This window comes from Streptomyces chiangmaiensis (assembly GCF_036281785.1).
Taxonomy (GTDB): Bacteria; Actinomycetota; Actinomycetes; order Streptomycetales; family Streptomycetaceae; genus Streptomyces; species Streptomyces chiangmaiensis.
Genome location: NZ_JAYWVC010000086.1, coordinates 1 through 16652, shown reverse-complemented (window position 1 = coordinate 16652; position 16652 = coordinate 1). Strand labels below are relative to the sequence as shown.

At 70.0% G+C, this 16652-nt stretch carries 14 protein-coding genes; 4 read left to right on the top strand and 10 right to left on the bottom strand.

Translation table 11 applies throughout. From position 1 onward, the window contains the following. Nucleotides 1-3: 3 nt before the first annotated feature. From VXC91_RS23390 to VXC91_RS23370, 5 genes are all read right to left on the bottom strand, one after another. Entirely contained in the window at nt 4-2223 is a 2220-nt protein-coding gene (locus VXC91_RS23390) for a LuxR C-terminal-related transcriptional regulator (RefSeq protein ID WP_329509280.1), read from the bottom strand. A gap of 137 nt (nt 2224-2360) precedes the next feature. Next, nucleotides 2361-2843 carry a flavin reductase family protein gene (locus VXC91_RS23385; RefSeq protein WP_329509279.1) on the bottom strand — a complete coding sequence of 161 codons (483 nt, stop codon included), beginning with the start codon at nt 2841-2843 and terminating at the stop codon, nt 2361-2363. A 127-nt stretch (nt 2844-2970) separates the two neighbouring features. Continuing rightward, entirely contained in the window at nt 2971-5904 is a 2934-nt protein-coding gene (locus tag VXC91_RS23380) for a BTAD domain-containing putative transcriptional regulator (RefSeq protein ID WP_329509278.1), read from the bottom strand. Nucleotides 5905-6041: 137 nt separating this feature from the next. Beyond that, nucleotides 6042-6911 (bottom strand): dioxygenase family protein, encoded by an 870-nt coding sequence (locus VXC91_RS23375; RefSeq protein WP_329509277.1) that lies wholly within the window; start codon nt 6909-6911, stop codon nt 6042-6044. Then, entirely contained in the window at nt 6904-8037 is a 1134-nt protein-coding gene (locus VXC91_RS23370; protein WP_329509276.1) for a maleylacetate reductase, read from the bottom strand. The genes VXC91_RS23375 and VXC91_RS23370 overlap by 8 nt, the downstream gene beginning before the upstream one ends. 600 nt (nt 8038-8637) lie before the next feature. Between VXC91_RS23370 and VXC91_RS23365 the strand changes: the two genes are divergently transcribed. Next, the gene (locus VXC91_RS23365) at nt 8638-9231 is read left to right on the top strand and encodes a malonic semialdehyde reductase (protein WP_329509275.1); all 594 of its coding nucleotides are present in this window, start codon (nt 8638-8640) and stop codon (nt 9229-9231) included. Between the two features lie 102 nt (nt 9232-9333). On the opposite strand, the gene VXC91_RS23360 is transcribed toward VXC91_RS23365, so the two are convergent. The 4 genes from VXC91_RS23360 to VXC91_RS23345 all read right to left on the bottom strand — a co-directional run bounded on the left by VXC91_RS23360 (nt 9334) and on the right by VXC91_RS23345 (nt 13274). Further along, nucleotides 9334-10512 (bottom strand): acyl-CoA dehydrogenase family protein, encoded by a 1179-nt coding sequence (locus VXC91_RS23360; protein WP_329509274.1) that lies wholly within the window; start codon nt 10510-10512, stop codon nt 9334-9336. 139 nt (nt 10513-10651) lie between these two features. Beyond that, nucleotides 10652-11050, bottom strand: coding sequence for a ferredoxin (locus VXC91_RS23355; RefSeq protein ID WP_329509292.1), 399 nt, complete (start codon nt 11048-11050; stop codon nt 10652-10654). A gap of 67 nt (nt 11051-11117) precedes the next feature. After that, a complete protein-coding gene (locus tag VXC91_RS23350) occupies nt 11118-12473 on the bottom strand; it encodes an NAD(P)/FAD-dependent oxidoreductase (protein ID WP_329509273.1) in 1356 nt (451 codons plus the stop codon). A 198-nt stretch (nt 12474-12671) separates the two neighbouring features. Beyond that, nucleotides 12672-13274 (bottom strand): nitroreductase family protein, encoded by a 603-nt coding sequence (locus tag VXC91_RS23345; RefSeq protein ID WP_329509272.1) that lies wholly within the window; start codon nt 13272-13274, stop codon nt 12672-12674. A gap of 462 nt (nt 13275-13736) precedes the next feature. Between VXC91_RS23345 and dhaK the strand changes: the two genes are divergently transcribed. Genes dhaK through VXC91_RS23330 form a run of 3 tightly spaced genes read left to right on the top strand, consistent with a single transcriptional unit; the run spans nt 13737 to nt 15773 of the window. Beyond that, nucleotides 13737-14729 carry a dihydroxyacetone kinase subunit DhaK gene (gene dhaK, locus VXC91_RS23340; protein ID WP_329509271.1) on the top strand — a complete coding sequence of 331 codons (993 nt, stop codon included), beginning with the start codon at nt 13737-13739 and terminating at the stop codon, nt 14727-14729. Nucleotides 14730-14764: 35 nt separating this feature from the next. Beyond that, entirely contained in the window at nt 14765-15364 is a 600-nt protein-coding gene (dhaL, locus tag VXC91_RS23335; RefSeq protein WP_329509270.1) for a dihydroxyacetone kinase subunit DhaL, read from the top strand. Then, on the top strand, nt 15357-15773 hold the full coding sequence (locus tag VXC91_RS23330) for a PTS-dependent dihydroxyacetone kinase phosphotransferase subunit DhaM (protein ID WP_329509269.1): 417 nt from the start codon (nt 15357-15359) through the stop codon (nt 15771-15773). The genes dhaL and VXC91_RS23330 overlap by 8 nt, the downstream gene beginning before the upstream one ends. Nucleotides 15774-16079: 306 nt before the next feature. Here VXC91_RS23330 and VXC91_RS23325 read toward each other — a convergent pair whose 3' ends face one another. Next, nucleotides 16080-16643, bottom strand: coding sequence for a PadR family transcriptional regulator (locus VXC91_RS23325; RefSeq protein ID WP_329509291.1), 564 nt, complete (start codon nt 16641-16643; stop codon nt 16080-16082). Nucleotides 16644-16652: the final 9 nt, after the last annotated feature.

The window sequence follows — 16652 nt, the reverse complement described above, 5'->3', positions numbered from 1 at the left end:
GGGTCAGAGAACGCCGCACGCCCGGGCCCTTGCGACCGCTTCGCTCCTGTCGTGCGCGTCGAGTTTCCGGAAGATCGCCCGTACCTGTGTCTTGACGGTGTTGTGTGACACATAGAATTCGGCGGCGATCTCACGCAGCGTCAGCGGACCGCACAAGGCGCGAAGCACTCGGCGCTCACCCAGCGACAGATTTTGGGGGCCGGGCGCGGCAGGCGTCACGGCCGTGTCCTCGCCCGCCCGGCCGAGCAGGACGGTCAGCACCCCTGGCGACTCGCACCGTGCCGCGGCGCGCTCGGCCGCCTCTCGGGCCGCCCGCGCCGCGTCCGTCTTGTGCCGCGCACTCTCAAGTCGTGCCCGCGTGGCATGACACAAGGCGCGTACGTGGGGTTCGCATCCCGTCCGGGGTGAGCCCGCCAGCGCCGCTTCCGCGCCGGCCAGAACCCGTTCGGCCTCTTCTGCCTCTCCCTCTTCCAGGAGCAGCCCGGCCCGGCCGATGTAGGCAGACGCAGCGACGAAGTGACCGCCCAGGCCGGCCGCCGCAGCCGCCCCAAGGGCCTCGTCGCTCAGAATTCGCGCCGGCTCGTGCCGTCCGGCCAGCAGCGCGCACAGCGCCCGCAGACCCAGTGCGCGGACGAGTGCCAGGCCGTGCCCGGCGGCATGCGCATCACGGGTCGCCTCACCGAGCAGCGCCTCCGCCTCCTCGTACCGGCAGGTCCACAGCAGAGCCGCACCGCGAGACGTACGGGCCAGGGCGCGCCAGGAAGTCAACGGCTTGGTGTCGGCAACAGCGGATTCGCCGAGACGGTCGGCAGTCAGGACCTCCCCTTCCAGGCAGCAGGCGACGGCCTGAGCAACGGCTGTCGCACCCGACACCGTGCTGCCTTCGCCGAGTGTCTCCGGGCCCGTCTGTCTGAGCTGGGCCACATCCAGCCAACGACGGGCCGTTTCCGGGGCGCCTGCGGAGAGAGCCGCCATCGCCGCCACGACGCACAATCTCGCGTCGGCGGCGACCATGCGGGGCGGCAAGAGGTCCAGCCAATGCGCGACCTCTGCACTACGGCCGGCCGAGATCGCCTTCTCCCAACCGTCGAGGACCGACGCGACGGCCGCCGACTCGTCGCCGCCCAGCACCCAGTGCCGTACGGCCGCGGTCGTCTCCTGCCGCCGGGAGTACCACTGCGCCGCCGAGCGGTGCAGGGACACGACGGTGTCCGGGCCTTCGGACCTCAGGACGTCGGCCAGCAGCGCAGACAGTGCTCGGTGATGCCGGTACGCCGACGGATCGGCGGCGACGGGCACGAGCAGTTGCACGGTACGCGCCAGCTCGCGCAGCAGTACGCCCGCCCGGTCCCCGGCGAGGGCCTGGCACGGCCCAGCACTCAGTTCGTCGAGCACACTGGTGCGCAGCAGGAACTCACGCTCTTCGGTGGTGAGCCGGTAGAGCACGTCGGTGGCCAGATAGTCGATGACTGCCTGCCTGCCACGGGCCAAGTTCCCTTCCGTGCCAGCCTCGTTGGCCGAGCGGGCCAGGGCGCGCCCCATGATGCACAGCCCCGCGGCCCATCCCTCGGTGGCCTCGTACAGTGCGCTCGACGTGTCCGCGGTCGGAGCGGACCCGAGCAGGTCGGTCAGCACTGCCTGCGCTTCCCCAAGGGTGAAGGCCAGGTCGTGCTGGTCGAGTTCGGCGACCAGACCCCGGGCGCGCAGGACCGGAAGGGGCCTTCCGGGAATGTGCCGGGTCGACAGAATGACGCGGAAGCCCTGCGGAAGCCTTGTCAGGAAGTCCGCCAGCGTGCCGACCGCGTCGGTGTCCGTGATGGATTCCAATCCGTCGAGGATCAGCGTGAGCGGTGCCTCTCCGCTCAGTCCGGTCAAAAGGCTCGGCAGAATCTCCTCGAGCCATGCGGCGAGCGTCCACTCGTCGCTCTCGAGGCAAACGGACAGTTCCGGTCGCACGTGGTGCAACGCCCGCAGAATTCCTGCCCAGAGCCGGCCCGGGGCGTTGTCGTACGCGTCCAGGCTGAGCCAGGCGCACCCTTCGCGAGCCGCCAGGCCTCGCGACCACTCGGTCAGGAGCACCGTTTTCCCGGCACCGGCCGGCGCGGAGACCACCACCACGGGCTCCGACGCGGCGTCAATCCGACGCAGCAGACGCCGGCGTGTCAGAAGATGCGGGGGCTGGGCCGGAGGGCGCAGCTTGAAGATCGGCACGGAGCTGGTCATGGCACGTTCCCTGGGGTCGTGGGGACGAGGGGAGCCCCCGACGGCCATGGCTCGCCTCGAATGAGCCGGACGTCGGGGGCGGTAGTGGGCCGGTCACGAGCCCCGCGGCAGCCTTCTTCCGGCCGCTGCCACCAGGACTAGGACCTGAGCGAGCCGAAACCTCCCGCGAAGTAGAGCAGCGGTCGGGCCTCCGCCCTGTGTATGCAATAGCGGACGCCGCCCACGAAGATGGTGTGATCGCCACCGGGAAGCATCTCGGCGACATCGCACACGACCGCTGCGATGGCGTCCTTCAACACCGGCACACCGTGGTCGTCGACGGTCTCGACGCCGGCGAACTTGTCCGGCTTGGAGGCGGCGAAGTTCCGTGCCAGGTGCTCGCTGTCCTCGCCGAGGACATTGACGGCGAAGCGGCCGTGCTCCGCGATCGCGGTCCGCGTGTACAGGTGATTGCTGATGCACACGAGCAACTGAAGCGGGTCCAGGGACAGGGCTGACACGGCGCTCGCCGTCATGCCGACGGGCGTGCTTCCAGAGCGGGTGGTGATCACGCTGACACCCGTGGCGAGCCTGCTCATCGTGGCTCGGAAATCGACTGTCATGTCAAGGGTTTCAATCATCGGAGGACCTCCGTGAAAGTGGGGCTGGGCCCCGGTGCCTGATGTGAAGCGTGCAATTCCGGCTGTTAATCCCGGGGAAATCGCGTCCTGAGCCCGACGTCGCCTGGCGTTCACACGGTCTGTCGGCTCATTGGCGCAGTCGGTCGACCAGGCGTCTCAGGTCCGCGGAGGGTGGCACTCCGAGCTCCTTCATGGCGCGCAGATAGCCGCGGTACAAGTCGAGCAGTTCATCGTCCGAGCCGACCGCCTGCGCGGCGCACAGAGCGAGTCGCCAGGCCTGTTCCCGGTAGGGATCGCTGTCCAGCACGGCACGCGCGAGCCGACGGGCCTCCCGGACGCGGCCGAGGTGCAGCGCCACGGTCGCCGCGTCCACGCGGGCCTGCAGGACGGCGCCGTCGAGTTCGGCACGCCTGGTGTCAAGCCAGTGCGTCGAGAGGGAGTCGAAGTAGGAGCCGCGTTCGGCGATGGCCAGGGCGCGTTGAAGGGTGTCCCACCGGTGCCGGCCGTCCTGCCGTGCGGCCTCGGCCAGCAGTCGCTGGAGGGTCCCTGAGGCGCTCACGAAGGCGGAGGCAGGTGTCAGCCTGTACACATCACCGTCCTGAAGGAGCGACAGCCCGTCGGGCAGCACCTCGCGCAGCCGGTAGACCGCCTGCCGAAGGTAACTGCGCCCCGTGGCGCCGCTCCGTCCAGGAAACAACGCCTCCAAAAGGGCCTGACGCCTGGCGCTCACCGCGGGCCGGGACAACAGGTAGGCGAGCAACTCCACGCTCTTGGCCAGGCGCGGGTGAACCTCCCGCCCATCGGCGACCAGCCGCACCGGGCCGAGATCCTCGAGCGTCAGTCGGGGTACCGCGCACCCGGTCACCGGTCTCGCGGCCGAGAGCGCGGACACGAGCTCGTGCCAGCGTGAGGAGTGCGTGGGTTCCGCGTCGGCCCGCCGCACGGCGACGGAGGGCACGTCCTCCAGAGCCTGCAACAGCAGATTGCGGGATCCCTGGTCCGTGGCAACCTCCAGAGCCAGGTCGGCAGCGGCATCCGCACCGTCCTCATCGCCGGTGCGCCACAACGCCTCGCTCAAGTAGACGGCCGCCGTGGGAAGTTCCAGACGCCCACCGCCCATGCGCATGGCGGACACCACAGTGGTGAGGTGGACCACGGCCTCCTGGTCGCGACCGGCCAGCAGCAGCTCCAGGCCTCGCCAGATGCCTGCCAGTTCCGTGGTGAACGCGTAGTTCGCGCACCCCCTGCGCTCCGCATCGGCGAGCGCCCGAGCCGCCCGCGGCAGGTCGTGATCCAGACGCAGGGCCAGTTTTGCCTCAAGGAGCAGGCTGAGGATCTCGTACACACGGGAACCGGTCGATGCGATCCGCTCCCGCCCGGCCAGCAGTGCGACCCACGCCTCGTCCCGGCGTCCGAGATCCGCCATCAGCTCGGCGGCCTCGATCGCCGCCAGCCAGACGGGCCGCGGTCCGTCTCCGACCGCCGCGTATGCCTCCAACGCCTGGGAGAAGCGTCCCTCGTTGCGCAGTGCGGCGACCGTCCATGGCATCCCCGCCACCTTCCGCCAAGCGCCGGACAACCCGTCCTGCGGTTCGCGCACCTGCCCAGCCATGTGGGCGATGCGCATCACCATGGCCTCGAGGGGGCCCGCGCCGCGGTCGAGAAGGTCCGGGGCAAGGTGGAGTGTGCCGTTGTCCGCCAGAGCCAGCAGAGCCGCCGCGATGTCGCGAGGGTGCCCGGGAGGCATGACGCGTACGATCTCGCGCGCATCGTCGATCCTCCCCACGTGCCAGAAGCACCACACCAGCAGGGCCAGGTCCTCCGCGCCACCCGGCTGTCCGGCGAGCCCGCTCCACCAGGCACGACCGTGCTGGTCGGCCAACTGCACGCCCCGCCAGCATTGTTCGAGCCCGAAGGCGACGCGGAGCCCTGCTGCCGCGAGGCTCGGTGTGAGCGGTCGGGGCGCCGGGCGCATGCGGTCCAGCCAGCTCTCGGCGGTCGCCAGATCGAGCCGGCTCAGTACATCGGGCAGGGCACGTTCTGCGACGTATCGAGCGGTGTCGGTGTCGCCACTCATGAGCAGCTCGGCCACGGCATCCTCGTGGCGCCCCCTGCCCTGGAGCAACGAGGCGTAGCTCCGACGCAACTCACACAGGGTGTTTTCGTCCAGGCGTCCGAACTCGCCTTGGAGATAGTGGCGGAACCGCGGCAGGGCGACCATCCGACCGCCGTCGGGGGACCAGGTGAGCGGCAGTTGTCGGCCACGGAGGGCGGCCATCGTCCGGTCCGGCGACACCAGTCCGAGGGTATTCGCCCGCTCGGCCGTCACACCGTCGTCGATCAGGCTCGTGCGGACCAGCAGCGACTCCTCCACGGGCGTGAGCTGGGCCAGCAGTTCGGCCGCGAGGCGATCGTGCTGTGCCGCGGAGGCGGAGGGATCGGCACCCGACCAGTCGTACAGGACTCCGGTGACCCAACCGCCCATCGCATCGACCAGTCGGCACGCGTCGTCGCGTCGGTCGATGGCCTGCAGGGCTTCTTCGGCCTCAGCCACGTCGAAGGCCAGGTCCCCGTCCTCGAGGAAGGCGACGCGATGGACATCGCCGAGACCGCGAAGGCCTCGGGGCAGATCCACTCGGGAGATCAGTGCCAGCCGCGGCCCTGCCGGCAGACTCCCGACCAGTGCGGCGAGCAACCCCTCCGCACCGGTGCAGCCATCGATCGTCTCCACGCGGTCGAGCACCAGCACCACATCCGTGCCCGCGAGCCTCCTGGCGAGCAGAGCACCGACCTCCGATGCTGAGAGTCCTCGCGCCAGTGCACCGGTCAGTGCGGTCGCCGCGGCCGGCACGTGGGGCGCGAGGGCTCCCACGAGAAGGCGTGTCAGCGTCGTCCCGTCAGCGCCGGAATCACCGGCACCGTGATCGGCGTCGCCGGACATCGCAGCGAGCGATACCCAGACGACAGGACTGGACAGCTCCTGAACGGCCTGGACCGCGGCGGTCGTCTTGCCCGACCCCGCCGAAGCCGCCATGACGAGTACCGAGTACCGGTCCAGCAACTGATGGATTCTGCGGACCAGCCTCGGTCGGGGTATGACATGGCTGGGCAACCGGGGCAGGACACCACCCGTTTCACCCGGATCGCTGCTCCTCATGGATGACCGCCTCTCGACGGTGTGTTCGCCGGCAGTGGCGCTCAGTCCACGGCGAGGGGTTCGAGGACGAAGGTGCGACGCAGCACGGTGTACGGCTCGTCGGTCAGCTCGCGGCAGGGCCCGGCGTCGGCCTCGTACGCGTCAAAGGACTCGACCAGCGACTCCTTGACCCCGAACACCGGGTCCGCGTCCAGGTACGGATCGTCCGAAGGGAACAGCATGGTGGTCACGCGCTGGAACCCCGGAGCCACGATCAACAGGTGCACATGGGCGGGTCGCATGAGCGACCTGCCGGTCGCGCTCATGAGTTCGCCGACCGGGCCGTCACCGGGTATCGGGTAGCTGGACGGGCGAATGGAACGGAAACTGAAGTGTCCCGTCTCGTCGGTCCGGAACAGTGCGCGCATGGCCGGGTCGACCTGTCCGGGCACATCCACGTCGTAATGGCCCTCCGCATCACTGTGCCAGACGTCCACCGCGGCGCCGGCCACCGGCGCTCCCTCCCGGTTCACGACACGTCCCTCGAAGAACAGGGGGGTGCCGGGCAGACCCCCGGAGATGTCGGCGGCGTCCGGGAACTGCGCCCTGTCGTCCCTGAAGAAGGGACCGAGGACGCTGTTCTGTGTCGCTTCGGCGGGGCGTCGATTGCCCAGGGCGTCGACCAGCATGGTGACGCCCAGCACGTCGGACAGCAGGATGAACTCCTGCCGCGTCGGCGTGCACATCTGCCCTGTGCGCGTCAGGAAGTCCACTCCCCGGGCCCACTCCTCCTCCGTCAGTTCCACCTCACGCACGAACGCGTGTACGTGCCGCACCAGTGATTCCAGGATCTCCGCGACGCGGGAGTCCTTGGTGTCCCGCATGGTCGAGATCACAGCCTCGGTGATGGTGTCGCTGGTCAGATCACGCATGGCGCACTCCAGTGGTGTTCGGGTGTTCGATGACGGGGCCGGGCTGGGGGTGTTCGTTGCCGGGTGACGTCCACGGCGTCCGCCCGGCCCATGCGCGGCTCAGGAGGGCGCGGACGGCGGCCCGATCCACTGGCCGTGGATTCCAGTAGCCGTCCCGCACGATGAGTTCGGCCGCCTGCTCGATCCCCGATTCCGGCATGCCGAGGTCCCGCAGCGCCCTGGGTGCGCCGAGCCGCCCGGCGAAGTCGAAGAGCCCGCTCGCGGCGTCGTCCCCCGAAAGCGCCTGCATGATGCGCGCCATGGCTTCGGGGGCCGCGGGCCCGTTGTAGGCGACCACGTGAGGCAGGACGACTGCGTGGGTCTCGGCGTGCGGAAGCCCGAACGTGCCGCCCAGCACATGGCACACCTTGTGATGCAGTGCCATGCCCACCGTGCCGAGGCACGTGCCCGCCAGCCACGCCCCGTACAACGCATCCGCCCGCGCCTCGGCGTCGTCCGGACGCCGCGCGATGACCGGAAGGGATCGGGTGAGGGAATCGAGCGCTTCACCGGCCATCAGGAAGGCGATCGGGTCCCGATCCTGTGCGTAGAGGGTCTCCACGGCGTGTGCCATCGCGTTGATGCCGCTGACCACCGATATCTCCACGGGAAGCGTGAGCGTCAGGTCGACGTCGTACACCACCGTGTCGAGCAGCACGTCCGGCAGCCGCCGGGTCGTCTTCCTGCGGCCCTCGGTCTCTCCGAGGATCGGCGTCATCTCCGAGCCGGCATAGGTGGTGGGCAACGCCAACTGCGGAAGACCGGTCCGCACGGCGATGGCCTTGCCGAGGCCGACGGTCGATCCACCGCCCACGGCGAGCACGGAGTCCGCTCCCACGGTTCCGGCGTACGCGACCGCCTTCTCCGTGACCTCGACAGGGGTATGCGCGGCCGCTTCGGCGAATGTCCCCACGGCTGCGGCACCGAGCAGGTCGCGGATCGGCGCTGCCTGGTCCGCTTGACCGGGTGTGCACAGGATGAGCACCCGATGGCATCCGAGAGCGTCGGCCTCTTCAGGGATACGGCTGCGCGTACCGCTGCCGAAGACCACCTTGGTGATCTGACCCCGATGCACGAATGTCTTCATCAGAATTCCCCAGGTCCGGCCGCACCTCTGTTTATGGAAGAAAGCGTCGACACTCGGATGATGCGCGTCAACGAATTCCATGAGTGATAGCGGGAATGGGCGTGGAAATACCTTGTTCGCGGGACGAGCACAGGCACCGTGGCCCCGGGATCGCGACCGATATGACGCATCTGCGGGATGTCCACGCGACGCGGCGCCCTCGCCGCAGGGGGTGAGGAAAGGGCCCGGTGGCCAGGACGGGCTGGGCCTGGCGGGCACAGGCCGGTCGAACAGCGTCGCCGCGAGTCACATCCGATGTCTTGGTGTCGCCACCGTCCACGAGCCTCCGGCCCGGATGGCGATTTCCCGGGCCGGCCATGTTCTCGACCGCTCCGGTGGTCACCGGTGATTCACCGACTCCAGGCCCCGACTGCCTCCGGCGAAATCACTCATTCACGCGATGGAGACCGGCGGAAACGCTCGTAGGGTCGTGAAATGAGGTGGGCCCAGCGGATCGCCGCCCGCTCTCATGTTGCCGATCCATCGGTGATGGCGCTTTCGATCGGCTGCGAGTCGGCAATTCGTCAGCGCCTCCCTACGTCTCACGACCCGGAGGTGTCCATGTCTCTCGTCATCGACGCAGCGGCCCAAAGCATTCTCTTCCGCGACGCACGCACTGCGAACTCCTTCACGGACGAACCGGTGACGGATGAGCAGGTGCGCGCCATCTACGACCTCGTGAAGTTCGCACCCACCTCCATGAACCAGCAGCCGCTGCGCGCGGTCCTCATCCGGTCCGAGGAAGCCCGCGAGCGCCTGGTCCGGCATATGGCCGAGGGCAACCAGGCCAAGACCGCTACCGCGCCGCTGACCGTGATCCTTGCGGCCGACTACGAGTTCCACCGGGAACTGCCTACCCTGTTTCCGCGCTTTCCGCAGGCCAAGGACGTCTTCTTCGCCGAGCGCGAGGGTCGCGTCGAGTCCGCACGATTCAACGCCGCCCTTCAGGTGGGGTATTTCATCCTGGGTGTACGCGCCGCCGGTCTGGCGGCCGGCCCCATGACCGGATTCGACGCCCAGGGCATCGACAAGGAGTTCTTCCCCGACGGCGAGCACGGAGTGCTCGCCGTGGTGAACGTCGGCAAGCCGGGCGAGAACGCGTGGCTCCAGCGGTTGCCTCGCCTCGCATATGACGAGGTGTTCACCACGGAGTGAATGCGGCCTGAATCGTCCGTCCCTGCTTCGGGGAAGGGCTGAGGGATCTTGGTCCCACCCGTCCCCGTTCTGTGCCGACCAGAACGCGTCGTCGCAAGGACGTCACCTGCGCACCCTCGGCATCCCCAGGCCGATCCAGGAAATGATCTCGCGCTGGATCTCGTTGTTGCCTCCGCCGAAGGTGAAGATCACGGCCGAACGGTAGCCGCGCTCCAGTTCGCCGTGGAGCACGGCGCCCGCCGAGCCCTCCTTCAGCCCTCCCGCGGCGGCCACGATCTCCATGAGCCAGGCGTACGCGTCGCGGCGCGCCTCGGACCCGTAGACCTTGACGGCCGAGGCGTCCTGCGGGGTGAGCGTGCCCTCCTGAACGGCGTTCACCATCCGCCAGTTGAGGAGCTTCATCGCGTCCAGCTTCGTGTGCGTCCGAGCGAGGCGGCGCCTGACCCAGGACAGATCGATCACGCGGCGGCCGTCGGCGAGCTTGGTCTCCATGGCCCAGCGCTGTACGTCGTGCAGGGCGCGGATCGCCATGGTGCCGTGTGCGGCCAGGGTGACGCGCTCGTGGTTGAGCTGGTTGGTGATCAGCCGCCAGCCCTTGTTCTCCTCGCCGACGCGACGGGAGACCGGGACCCGGATGTTCTCGTAGTAGCTGGCGGTGGTGTCGTGCGAGGCGAGCGTGTGGATGAGCGTGCAGGAGTAGCCGGGGTCGGAGGTCGGCACGAGCAGCATGGTGATGCCCTTGTGCAAAGGGGCTTCGGGGTCCGTGCGCACGGCGAGCCACACCCAGTCGGCAGTGTCGCCGTTGGTGGTCCAGATCTTCTGCCCGTTGACGACGTAGTCCCCCGCGTCGTCGCGCACCGCGCGCGTCTTCAGGGACGCCAGGTCCGTGCCGGCGTCCGGCTCGCTGTAGCCGATCGCGAAGTCGATCTCGCCGGAGAGGATCTTCGGCAGGAAGTACGCCTTCTGCTCGTCCGTGCCGAACCGCATCAGCGTCGGTCCGACGGTGTTCAGCGCCATCAGCGGCAGCGGGACGCCCGCCTGGGCGGCCTCGTCGAAGAAGATGAACTGCTCCATGGGCGTCAGCCCGCGCCCACCGTACTCCCTCGGCCAGCCCACACCGAGCCAGCCTTCGGCGCCGAGGCGGCGGATGGTGTCACGGTAGAACCGCTTCTGAGCCGCGGAGTCGGCGATGGGCGCGCCGTCGTCCGGCACCAGCCGGGCGAAGTAGCCACGCAGTTCGGTGCGCAACCGCTGCTGCTCGGGCGTGTAGTCGAGATGCACGGCGCCTCCAGGCTCCCCAAGGCCGGTCCTGACGGCGCACACCGTAGAACGTGTTTCAGAAATTGGGAATGGCGGTGAACGGGGAAGCCCGCCGCCCGGCGGGACGGCCGCCCGCCGCACGGGCCATCGCCGCCGTCCGTCAGCTCAACGTCTCGAGGAAATCCGTACAGGCCCGGGCGCAGGCGTGGCAGACCCGTGCGACCTCCGCACCGCCGGGGTCCTCATCGAACACGTGCGCGCACTCCAGGCAGGCGACCCGGCACCACTCCAGCTGACCCCGGATACCGCTCTCGTCCTGCCGCTCCTCCTCGGAGAGCGCACGGCAGGTGGCGTCGCACACCTCCGCGCACATGATGCCCTTGCGCCGCAGCAGTTCCTGATCGTGGGTCCCGTCCGGTTCCGCGAGGCTCGCTCGCATGGCACACACCCGCGCACATTGGGTGCATGTCTGCGCGCATGCGAAGCGATCCTCCAGGAAGCGGTAGACCTCCTGTTGGGATGTCGTGGTCACATGGTGCGGGTAGCCGGTGCCGAGCATGTCAAACCCGTGCGGCCGCGGGCCGGCCACGTCCCGCATCTCGGGACCCGTGTCCAAGGGGCTTTCGTCAGTGTCCCTTCCCGTGCGCCGTGTGCGAGGCGATCAGATCGGGCGTGAGATAGACGTCGGTGCGCTCGAAGTCCTTGAGCGTGGCCGGACGCTCCGCCTGGAAGCCGGTCCGCACGAAGTCGTAGCCCGCCAGCGCGTTCAGGGTCCAGTTCGTCACGGTGCGCAGGCGGGCCGGAACCGTACGCAGTGCCGCGAGATGGTAGCCGCGCGCGACGACCTGCGCAGGAACGCCGGTGAGTTCGACGCCGAGCGGCTTGGACACCGCATCAGCGCTCCCGAGGTCCACGACCAGCCCCAGATCCCGGTGCCGGTAGGGGCTGAGCGGCGTCCCGTGCAACGTCGCCGCGATGTTCTTCGCGGCACTCCACCCCTGACGCATGGCGTGCTGGGCCGTGGGCGGGCAGACCGCGCCCTCGTTCCTGGCCAGGTCGGGCACCGCGGCGGCGTCCCCCAGTGCGAAGACCCCGTCGAGGCCGGGCACACGCAGATCCGGCCGGACCACCAGCCGCCCCCGGTCGGTCTCGGCGTCCAGCGTGGCGATCAACGGGCTGGGGGCCACCCCGGCCGTCCAGATGAGGGTGTGGCAGGGCAGCTCGCGGCCGTCGGTGAAGGTCACGGTGTTCTCCGTGGCTTTCGCGACCGAGACCCCGAGGGAGACGTCCAGGCCCCGCCGCCGCAGAATGGTGAGGGCCTTGGCGCCGAGCCGGTCGCCCAGTTCGGGCATGAGCTTGGGCGCGATGTCGATGAGGTGCCATTTGATGAGCGCGGGGTCGAGGCCCGGGTAGCGCTTGACGGCGGCGGTGGTGAGGTGGTGCAGATAGGCGGCGGTCTCGGTACCGGCGTATCCGCCGCCGACCACCACGAACTGCAGTCTTGTCGCGCGCTCGGAGAGGTCGGAACTCGCCGCCGCCAGGTCCAGCTGGGAGATGACGTGGTCGCGCACCCAGGCCGCCTCGGCCAGCGTCTTCATGCCCACCGCGTGACGGTCGACACCCGGGATGTCGAACTGGCGCGTCACGCTGCCCGGAGTCAGCACCAGGTAGTCGTAGCGCTCTACGGTCGTCTCGCCGTTGATCTTGTGGACCACCACGGCCTTGGCACCGGGGTCGACGCCGACAGCCCCGCCGGGCACGATGACCGTACGGCGCAGCAGGCGGCGCAACGAGACCGCGACCGACTGCGGGGTGAGGATCCCGGAGGCGACGTGCGGCAGCAGCGGCAGATACAGCTGGTGGTCGTAGGGGGTGACGAGCCTCAGCGAAGCATCCGCGGGCCGGAGGATCCGCTCCAGCTTGCGCGCGGTCTCCATCCCGGCGAATCCGCCACCGACGATCACAATCCGGGGCACGGCCATGGCAGGTCCCTCCAGACGGAGACTTCGACGCCTGCCACGCTAGGGAACGCGGCCCGCACCCGCATCCGCACAGCTCGGGGCGAGGCGGCCACCCCTGACCGCTCACCTCGATGACTGCTCACCTCCAGCGGACCCACGGGCCGCCGTCCGCCCCGGCCGCGGCGCGTGCAGCGTGCCCCGGGCCGGGACGGCCCACGGTCAGGAGTGCCGGCCCCAGTGGCCCCGGTGGACGACGTCGTCCAGGTCACGGCGGCGCTGCGCAACCGCGGCGGTCTGCGGCAGGAGGTCGTCCGCCCGGTAGCCGACGGTGATTCCGCCGATGGGGTCGTACTCGTCCGGGATGCCGAACTCCTCCCGGAACGGCTTCAGTTGCGTCGGCATGATGCCGAAGAAACAGGCGCCGAGACCCTCGTCGACGGCCGTCAGCAGCATGAGGAGGGCGGCCATCCCGGTGTCGATGTACCAGTACGGCGCGGGCCAGCGGGCCTCTGCGCGGTCTTCCCAGCCCTTGTCGGGTTCGGCGTAGCGCTCGAGGTAGGCCGCCTTGTGGGCCAGCGGCACGACGACCAGCGGAGCGTCCTGCATGGTGGGGGTGTTCTCGACACGTGTGGGCACGAACGGCCAGAAGCGTGCGCGATCGGCGGGGTCGGTGAGGGCGAGGAACGCCCATCCCTGGGAGAAACCGGCAGACGGCGCCCGGACGGCGGAGGCGAGGATCCGCTCGATCGTCTCAGGAGCCAGTGGCTTGTCGGAGTAGTGCCGGACCATGCGCCGGCGACGGACGACCTCGGAGAATTCCATGCCAGAAGATCCTTCCATGAACGGCCCACGGACGACGGGGGCGGCCCACGCCGCGGGCAGGCGCGCGGACCCGGTGACTCGCGTCGCCTGGCGGGCTCCAGGCACACGAAGGGAGTTGAATCCCTCGCCACGCCCCGCGCTCCGGCACGGCGCGAGACGGTGCGGAACACGGTCGGCGCTGAAACCGAGCCGACGTGCGACGCCCGCATCCAAGAACGTCCGCCCACGTGACCATCGCGTCCCGAGCGCCGATACTTCCAAAGGTGCACTGCCGACACCACCCATCCGTATGAAGGGCCTGCCTGACGGCCGGTCGGTGACGTCGGCCACCGACCGGCGCCCACCCACCGCAGGCTGCTGCCGATCACCACGGACCGCCGAGACCCAAACCGCACCCACCATCCACTCCGGCCAGGGAATCAGCAGGTCGGGGGGCACTGTCAGGCTCACCAGGAGGTACCCGTGAAGATGTTGATCAACGTTCCGGAAACAGTGGTCGCCGACGCGCTGCGGGGCATGGCGGCAGCGCATCCCGAGCTGATCATCGACGTGGAGAACCGGGTGATCGTGCGCCGGGACGCCCCGGTCGCCGGCAAAGTGGGCATCGTGTCGGGCGGCGGCTCCGGGCACGAGCCGCTGCACGGCGGCTTCGTCGGTGCGGGCATGCTGTCGGCGGCCTGTCCCGGCGAGGTCTTCACCTCCCCCGTACCCGACCAGATGGTGCGCGCGGCGGCGGCCGTGGACAGTGGCGCGGGGGTGCTGTTCATCGTCAAGAACTACACCGGCGACGTGCTGAACTTCGACATGGCGGCCGAGCTCGCCGAGGACGAGGGCATCCAGGTCGCGAAGGTCCTGGTCAACGACGACGTCGCCGTCACCGACAGCCTCTACACCGCGGGCCGGCGCGGCACCGGCGGCACCCTCTTCGTGGAGAAGATCGCGGGCGCGGCGGCGGACGAGGGGCAGCCTCTGGAGCGCGTGCAGGCCGTCGCGCGGCAGGTCAACGAGAACTCCCGCAGCTTCGGTGTCGCCCTCAGCGCCGGCACCACGCCCGCGAAGGGCACGCCTACCTTCGACCTCCCGCCGGGTGAGCTGGAGTTGGGCATCGGCATCCACGGCGAGCCGGGGCGCGAGCGGCGGCCGATGATGACCGCCCGCGAGATCGCCGACTTCTCGGTGCAGGCCGTCCTGGACGACCTGCAGCCGGACAATCCTGTACTGGTCCTGGTCAACGGGATGGGTGCGACCCCCCTTCTGGAGCTGTACGGGTACAACGCGGAGGTGCAGCGGGTGCTGATCGAGCGGGGCGTGCCCGTGGCCCGCACGCTGGTCGGCAACTACGTCACGTCCCTGGACATGGCCGGCGCCTCGGTCACTCTGTGCCAGGTCGACGAGGAACTGCTGCGGCTGTGGGACGCACCGGTCAGCACGCCGGCGCTGCGCTGGGGCAGGTGAGTGAGGTCAATTTCCATACCACGCAAGGAGATCCAGTGCTCGACGCCGACTTCTTCCGCCGCTGGATGACGGCGGCCGCCGCGTCCGTCGACCGTGAGGCGGAATGGCTGACCGCGCTCGACTCGCCCATCGGCGACGCCGACCACGGCAGCAACCTGCGGCGCGGGTTCCGCGCGGTCACGGCCACCCTGGAGAAGGAGGCGCCGGACACCCCCGGCGCGGTTCTCCAGCTCGCGGGCCGGCAGCTCATCTCGACGGTCGGCGGCGCGTCCGGTCCGCTGTACGGCACGCTGCTGCGCCGCACCGGCAAGACTTTCGGGGACGCTGCGGAGGTCAGTCAGGAGCAGTTGGCGCAGGCGCTGCGGGCCGGCGTGGACGCGGTCATGGCGCTGGGGGGTGCCGCACCCGGCGACAAGACCATGGTCGATGCGCTGGTGCCCTCGGTGGACGCCCTCGGCATCTCGTTCGAGGCGGCGCGCGCCGCCGCCGAGGAGGGCGCGGTCGCGACGACGCCCTTGCAGGCCCGCAAGGGCCGGGCCAGCTACCTGGGCGAGCGCAGCATCGGGCACCAGGACCCCGGTGCCACCTCTTCGGCCCTGCTGATCGCCGCACTCGTGGAGGCCGCAGGTGAGTGAGGCCCTCGAGAAGCTGGTAGGCATCGTGCTCGTCTCGCACAGCGCCGCCGTCGCCGAGTCGGTCGCCGAACTGGCCGTAGGGCTGGCCGGCGGCGGAACGAAGGCTCCGGTCGCCCCGGCGGGCGGCACGGCCGACGGCGGGCTCGGCACGAGCCCCGAGCTGGTCAGCGCCGCGGCAGCCGCGGTGGACCGGGGCGCGGGGGTCGCCGTGCTCATGGACCTGGGCAGCGCCGTCCTGACCGTGAAGGCGCTGCTCGCCGAGGGCGACGAACTCCCGGAGAACACCCGGCTGATCGACGCGCCCTTCGTCGAGGGCGCCGTCGCCGCGGTGGTCACGGCCTCGGCGGGCGCGGACCTGACCGCGGTGGCGGCGGCCGCCACGGAGGCGTACACGTACCGGAAGGAGTGACGGCGCTCCGGGGTACCGAAGCCGCTCAGTACGGTACCGACCTGGTCGTCGGGCGGCCGGGTGGCCGGGCACCTATCGGGCCCGGCCACCCGGCCGCGCTCGCCGGCGCGGGATCAGCGACGACAGCGGCCCGCGCCGTCGGCCCGAACTGCTGTGAAACGAAAGCGAGTTCACGCCGAGTCCGGCACCAGCATACGTAACCCGGAGGCAGCGCGGCGACCATCCAGGCGAAGCTGCCGGACGGCACCTGGGGCGGTCTCTCCGTGGAGCGGACAGTGACCACAGGCCGTTGACCCCGCGTACGCCTCAGCCGCTCCCGGGCCGCCCCTCCTGCGCGGACAACCTGCCGAACTCCTCCAGCGCATGGGTCAGCCACTGGATCCAGAACGTCTCCAGGTCGATGCCCGCCCGCAGCACCAGGTGCTGGAGACGGTTCTGTACCGCGTCCTTGCCCGGTCCGAAGTCCCGATCCTCGATCTCCCGGTACTCCGCCAACTGCTTCTGGTGCAGGGAGAGATGGCGCCGCAGATCCGCCTCGATGCCCTCGGTGCCCACGACGGCCGCGGCCCGCAGCCGCAGCAGCAGCACATCGCGCCGGGGCTTGGGGTCCTGCGACGCCGCGGTCCAGCGGGCCAGTTCGGCACGGCCGGCAGGCAGGACCTCGTAGGACTTCTTCTGCCCGCGGGCCGGCTGCTCGGCGGGCAGGGCGCGGATGAGGCCTCTGCTCTCCAGCCGCCCCAGCTCGCGATAGATCTGCTGGTGGGTCGCCGACCAGAAGTAGCCGATCGACCGGTCGAACCGCCGGGTCAGCTCCAGTCCCGACGACGGCTTCTCCAGCAGGGCGGTCAGGATCGCGTGCGGGAGTGACATGGCCCCATC